Origin of the sequence: Clostridium sp. MCC344, from assembly GCF_018785365.1 — a bacterium.
Lineage (GTDB): Bacteria > Bacillota > Clostridia > Lachnospirales > Lachnospiraceae > Pilosibacter.
In genome coordinates this window covers 284,539-290,687 of sequence record NZ_WQPQ01000013.1, presented here as the reverse complement: position 1 = coordinate 290,687, position 6,149 = coordinate 284,539, and the positions used below count along the sequence as shown (strand labels likewise).

The window sequence follows — 6,149 nt, the reverse complement described above, 5'->3', positions numbered from 1 at the left end:
TCGCTGATGGGATTTTTGCCTTCCAGCCTATGTTTTCTTACGGTCAGCGCAGCAAGTGCGCAGACCTACTGAACAGTTACAAATTATAACAGATATTTCTCATGGCTCAAGCGATTAAACTGACTTATGTAAACTAAATTCCGTGAGAATAAACGGCGATATAGAAATGAGGTATGACTGTTTTGCCAGCCATACCTCGTTTTTCACAGTCGGCATGAATGCTTGTAACTGTTGAGAACTTTCGCAGTCACAATTACTTTACATAGTAGAATCCATCATCCGGCAGCTCACCGCCGACGGAGGCCGGGTTCTGGTCGTACAGAGCCTGAAGGTAACCGGAAAGTGCTGTTTTCATCTCATCACCGGAGATGAAGGTGATATTGCAGTAAGGAAGCGCTTTTTTTGCGATCGGAGCCTTTGCGACGATCTCAGCCTTTGCGATGAGCTCGGCTGCGGCATCCGGATCCTCCGCGGTGAAGGCGATGGATGCCTCATGTTCCTGTAAGAACGTATCGACGAGATCCTCGTGCTCCTTTAAGAAATCATTGTTTACAATGGTAACACCTGTTACAAGACGGCTTCCGGAACCTTCGCTCTGGACATTATCCCACTCTTTTGTGAGGTCCATGATGATGGAGAGCTTTTCGTTCTGGGCGAGAGCGGCAGTTACGAATGGCTGCGGAAGAAGACCGATGGCGTTCGGATCCTCAGCGAGGACGGAAGCCACCTCAGATGCCTCGGACTTGAATTCAAGAGTTACATCATCCTCTCCGAGTCCTGCGGCGGAGAGCACATAGCGGAGTGCGTATTCCGGAGTAGTTCCCTTTCCCGGAAGATATACGGTCTTTCCCTTTAACTGATCGATCGTTGTCACGGAGCTGTCGGCAGATACGAAGTAGAGAACGCCGAGAGTGTTGATATCGATCACGGAGATATTTTTGTTTGTCTTATTGTAAAGAACGCTTGCGACGTTCGCCGGAAGCAGGGCGATATCGACTTTTCCGCCTGCGACCATGGCGGTCATCTCATCAGCTGCGGTTACCATAGTGAATTCATAGCTGTTCTCGGACTCCCCGTTTGTGGCCTCGTCCATGAGCTTTACAAGTCCCATGGTGGTCGGTCCCTTTAAACCGCCGACACGGACAACGGTCTCATCACCGGTGTTTTCGGCAGCAGACTCGGAAGCGGCTTCCGTTGTGGTCTCCTCAGCGGCAGTCGTTGTCTCCTCCGCGGAAGAAGCGGCAGCTGTTGTTTCGGTTGTGGATGATGAGCAGCCTGCAAGGAGAGATCCCGCAATCGCGGCAGCCATCATGACGGATAACATTTTTCTCATAACTTAGTTCCTCCTGAAAAAAATCTGACAGACACGGATCTTGTCCCACTGTCTGTGTGAATGATAAATCCCCGGTATGCACACGAAAAGAGCATACCGGGGATCCTGAGCGTGACAGATATTCCCGTATCAGATTCTTTTCGTCTTTTCCCTCAGGACAGATGACCTTTGGGGTTAGCACGACCGAACTAAATAGAATATATCATGGGGAGTTAGGAATGTCAATCCAACATGAGACTGGGGAAAACATGTTTTAGAGACAAAGAAAGCGGTGCTGGACAGCCGCATACTGCGAACAAATATCCGACACAGAAAGACAGAAAAACCCAGGAAAATACGAGGAATTTCGCTGCCTGTACTTTATTGTATACAATTTAAGAAAATAAGGTTTTTCCCCGGAATGCGTTGGATTATATACAATTTCCGACTTGCTTTGCAAAGGGGGATATGCGATAATATGATGCGAAAACATTAAAAATTAAGGTAAGATAGAGGATTCAAAATTTAGGAGGAAATGGTATGAAAACCAACGATGAGGCACTGCTTAAGATCAAGTATGACGTGCTGCGCACAGTTTCCAAGCTGGCTTTCGAGGGCAGACTCGAGGAAGAGAGAGACAATATCCCGTTCAAACTGATCCCGGGCCCGAAGGCACAGTTCCGCTGCTGTGTATACAAGGAGAGAGAGATCATCCGTCAGAGAATCCGTCTCGCGGAGGGAAAATGTCCGAGTGACAAACAGAGCGACAATATCATTCAGGTCATTTCTTCTGCATGTGAGGAGTGTCCGATCACAAGATTCGTTGTAACCGATAACTGTCAGAAATGTATGGGTAAAGCCTGCCAGAACGCATGTAACTTTGGTGCGATCTCGATCGGCCGTGACCGTGCCCATATTGATCCGAGTGTCTGTAAAGAGTGCGGACGCTGTGCTCAGGCATGTCCGTACAATGCGATCGCTGAGCTGATCCGTCCGTGCCGCCGTGCATGTCCGGTAGATGCGATCACAATGGATCCGGAGACCGGAATCTGCCAGATCGATGAAAAGAAATGTATCCAGTGCGGTGCCTGCGTAAGAAGCTGCCCGTTCGGTGCAATTTCCTCCAAGGTATATGTTGTACAGGTGATCGAGGCGATCAAGGCCGGCAAGAAGGTCGTTGCCATGGTTGCTCCGGCTGCTGAAGGTGAGTTCGGCCAGGATATCACAATGGAGAGCTGGCGTACTGCATTAAAGAAGGTTGGCTTTGCCGATATGGTAGAGGTTGCCGCTGGTGCTGATATGACAGCAGCGTACGAGGCAATGGAATGGGCAGAGGCATTTAAGGAAGGCAAGAAGATGACGACCTCCTGCTGTCCGGCATTCGTAAATATGATCAAGAAACACTATCCGACTCTGATCGATAATATGTCCACAACGGTATCCCCGATGTGTGCGGTATCCAGAATGTTAAAAGCGATCGATCCGGAGACCGTTACCGTATTTATCGGACCGTGTATGGCAAAGAAGTCTGAGGCGGCTGACAAGTCCATCGAGAACAATGCAGATTATGTTCTGACCTTCGGTGAGGCCATCGAAATGCTGCGCGGAAAAGAAGTTGAGCTTGAGCCGGCTGAGGAGACAAAGCAGGAAGGCAGTGTCTTCGGAAAACGCTTCGGCAATGGCGGCGGCGTGACAAACGCAGTGATCGAGTGCTTCAAGGAAAAAGGTGAGAGCGCTGACGTTAAGGTTGCGCGCTGCAGCGGTGCGGCTGAGGTTAAGAAAGCCCTTCTTCTTCTCAAGGTCGGCAGACTTCCGGAAGATTTCATTGAGGGTATGATGTGCCAGGGCGGCTGCGTAGGCGGACCGAGCAACCTGAAACAGGAGATGACATTCAAGAAAGACCGCGACGCTGTGATCGCCAAAGCAGACGGCCGCGGAGTATGGGAGAACTTAAAGAATTACGATATGGATTCCTTCTCCATGCATCGCAGCTACGAGAAGCCGGAGGCTTAATGTAGGTTTACATAACATATGAATATGGCAGGGTGTCCGGCTGGGGCTGGCGGACATCTGTGAATAAAAGAACAGCATGTATTTTTCGGATCGGTTTCCGCGAAATGTATGCTGTTTTTTTTATGTAACAGGAAATTCTGAGGAATTCCCTATTACACAAAAGACCCTGACGGTGCCAATGATGCATACTTGCGTGAAACTGTAGATTGTCGCAAGCGACCGCGCGAGGCGCGAGAATGTGCCAAAGCACGATCTTTTATGTTCACAAAACGCTGCCGGATATGATAAAATGGAACCAGATCATTTCGGTATTACAGGGAGCATGGACATGGGGAAACTGAACGATATTTACATACAGGAAAGCCTGAAGGTGATCCTGGAAAGTATTCCGGAATATACGGTGACGACAGTGGTTGCCCCGATGGGATACGGAAAAACCACGGCGGTCACCAGCTTTTTAAAGGGACTTGGGAGTTCTGCGCTTATATTCCGCCTGAACATGCTGGCGGATGAGGGCAGTATCTTCTGGAGCAGCTTCTGCCGGAGTTTTCGGAATTTTCCAAAGCTGAGACAGGAATTCGTCGAGATGGGAATGCCGAAAAACGATGCGGCAAGAGCGCTGTTTCTTGAGATCCTGCTTGACGGTCTGGAGAGTGAGACGCGGGATATCTATCTGGTTTTAGACGATTTCCATCTTGTAAAAGAAGAGCCGATCCGGAAATTTCTCCTGTTTCTGATCAAACAGCTGCCGGAACAGTTCCGCCTTATCATCATGAGCCGGAGTGAGGTCTTTGAGGGACAGGAAAAGCAGGAGCTCGGACGCCGGCTTTTAGAGATCCGGAAAGAGGATCTGTGCCTGAAAAAACAGCAGATCTTTCAGTACGCGAAGCACTGTTCCGTCGCTTTAAGTGAAGCTCAGGGAGAGAGCTTAAGCAAAATGACAGAGGGCTGGATCTCCATGATCTATCTGAATTTTAAGGAGCTTTCTTCGAGTGGACGGCTGCTTTCGGATGGAGAGTCCATCTATGATGGAATGAGAAAGCTGTTTTTTGACACGGTAGACGAGCTTCATAAAAAATTTCTCCGGGTCATGTCCGTGTCAGACGGATTTACCGCGGAGCAGGCGGAGTTTTTATGGGGAGCTTCCTGTGAAAAGCTTCTGGAGGATCTGACTGCGGGAAACGCGTTTATCAGCTGCGACCGGACGACGGGAATCTATCGCTATCATCATATGCTGCTTGCATGTGCAAGGGAGGCGTTTTGTGAGCTTCCAAAAACGGAGCAGGATCAGTATTTACGGAATCTTGGCCGCTGGTATATGAAAAATAAAGAGATCCCGGAGGCGATCGAGACATTTTACCGTGCCGGAGACTATGATTCCATGCTTGGGGCGCTGGAGACGACCCAGTCCTCCTGGCAGAGCAATGAGTACCGGAACCGGTTAAAGGTCTGGCTGGAGCATTGTCCGCCGGAGATCTTAAAGAAGCATTATCTGGCTCAGATCATCTGTATGCGGCGGTTCTTTTTCTTTGGAATGATGCCGGAGATGATGAAGATGAAGGAATTTTTCCTTTCCTGCATGGAAGAGCCGGAAGATATCGACGAAAAGCAGAGAAACCAGTATTTCGGTGAATTTTATATGAATATGAGCTTCCTGGAATACAATAAGATCTCCGCCATGAGTGTCCTTCACCGGAAAGCGGGTGGTCTGATGACGGAAAAGGCGGTGACGCTTGATACCACCAATAGCTGGACGTTCGGTTCGCCGTCGGTATTGTGGCTGTATCACAGCGGCAGCGGATCCCTTGATCAGGAAATGGACGAGATGTATGAGTGCATGCCGTATTATTACCGCCTGACAGAGGGACATGGACAGGGGGCAGAGCACATGATGGCGGCGGAGGCTGCCTTTGACCGGGGGCTGGATGCAGATGCGCAGATCGCCATGGAAAAGGCAGTGGACGCGGCAAAGCGCTACGGACAGTGGGGGATCCGGACCTGCTGTCTCTTTTTAAAGATGCGGATGGCAGAAAAAAATGGCGGGTTTGAGACGCTCGAGGAGGAGAGGAAAAGCTTCTGTCGGGAGCTGATGGAAAACCGCCAGTATATCATGATCCACAGTCTGGATCTCTGCGACAGCTTTATTTCGGCTCTGCGCGGGGAGACGGAGAAGATTGTGCCGTGGGTTGCGAATGGTCTCCTGGAAAGCTCCTCCGTGTTAGGGGCAGCGATGGCATCAGCGTTTACGATCTACCATCAGGTTCTGCTGGCGCGGGGAGAATACTCAAAGCTTGCGGCGAGAAAAGAAAGCATGGAAAAGCAGTTTCTCGGAAACCGGGTGGTCTATGTCATGCCTGCGATCTATCTGGAGATCCAGCTTGCGGCGGCATTTTCACACCTTGGAAAGGAACAGGAGGCGGAAGCAGCGTTAAAGAAAGCTGCGGAGCTTGCCTTTGTTGACAGGATCCATATGCCGTTTGTGGAAAACCTGGATCAGATCCCGGCAAAGCTGTGGAAAACCCTTTCGGATGTGCCGGCTTATCAGGATGATCTGCGGCAGATTGCCGGGATCTGCGGGCGTTATAAGGGAATGACGCTCCCGGGAGCTCCCGGACATGATCTCTCAGGGCTTTCGGAGCGGGAGCTCGAGATCGCCAGACTGGCATCGGAATACATCAGCAACCAGGAGATTGCCAGACGCCTGTTCCTGACCGAAAACACAGTAAAGACCCACATGAAAAATATTTATGCAAAGCTGGAGATCGGCGGCAGCAGCCGCGATAAAAGGCGTCAGCTGGAAAAGCTTTTCCGGTGAAAAATAGAA

At 50.1% G+C, this 6,149-nt stretch carries 3 protein-coding genes; 2 read left to right on the top strand and 1 reads right to left on the bottom strand.

What is annotated here, in order from left to right; translation table 11 throughout:
• Window positions 1-253 precede the first annotated feature (253 nt).
• Window positions 254-1,333, bottom strand: a complete 1,080-nt coding sequence (locus tag GPK90_RS03555) for an ABC transporter substrate-binding protein (RefSeq protein ID WP_215702175.1) — start codon at window positions 1,331-1,333, stop codon at window positions 254-256.
• A 519-nt stretch (window positions 1,334-1,852) separates the two neighbouring features.
• Between GPK90_RS03555 and GPK90_RS03550 the strand changes: the two genes are divergently transcribed.
• Both GPK90_RS03550 and GPK90_RS03545 read left to right on the top strand, forming a co-directional pair.
• Entirely contained in the window at window positions 1,853-3,325 is a 1,473-nt protein-coding gene (locus GPK90_RS03550) for a 4Fe-4S dicluster domain-containing protein (RefSeq protein WP_215702174.1), read from the top strand.
• 328 nt (window positions 3,326-3,653) lie between these two features.
• Window positions 3,654-6,140 (top strand): helix-turn-helix transcriptional regulator, encoded by a 2,487-nt coding sequence (locus tag GPK90_RS03545; protein WP_215702173.1) that lies wholly within the window; start codon window positions 3,654-3,656, stop codon window positions 6,138-6,140.
• The last annotated feature ends 9 nt before the right edge of the window (window positions 6,141-6,149 follow it).

Coding starts and splice junctions, on each gene's coding strand:
- GPK90_RS03555 (WP_215702175.1), bottom strand. CDS start 1,333: ATGAGAAAAATGTTATCCGTCATGATGGCTGCCGCGATTGCGGGATCT.
- GPK90_RS03550 (WP_215702174.1), top strand. CDS start 1,853: ATGAAAACCAACGATGAGGCACTGCTTAAGATCAAGTATGACGTGCTG.
- GPK90_RS03545 (WP_215702173.1), top strand. CDS start 3,654: ATGGGGAAACTGAACGATATTTACATACAGGAAAGCCTGAAGGTGATC.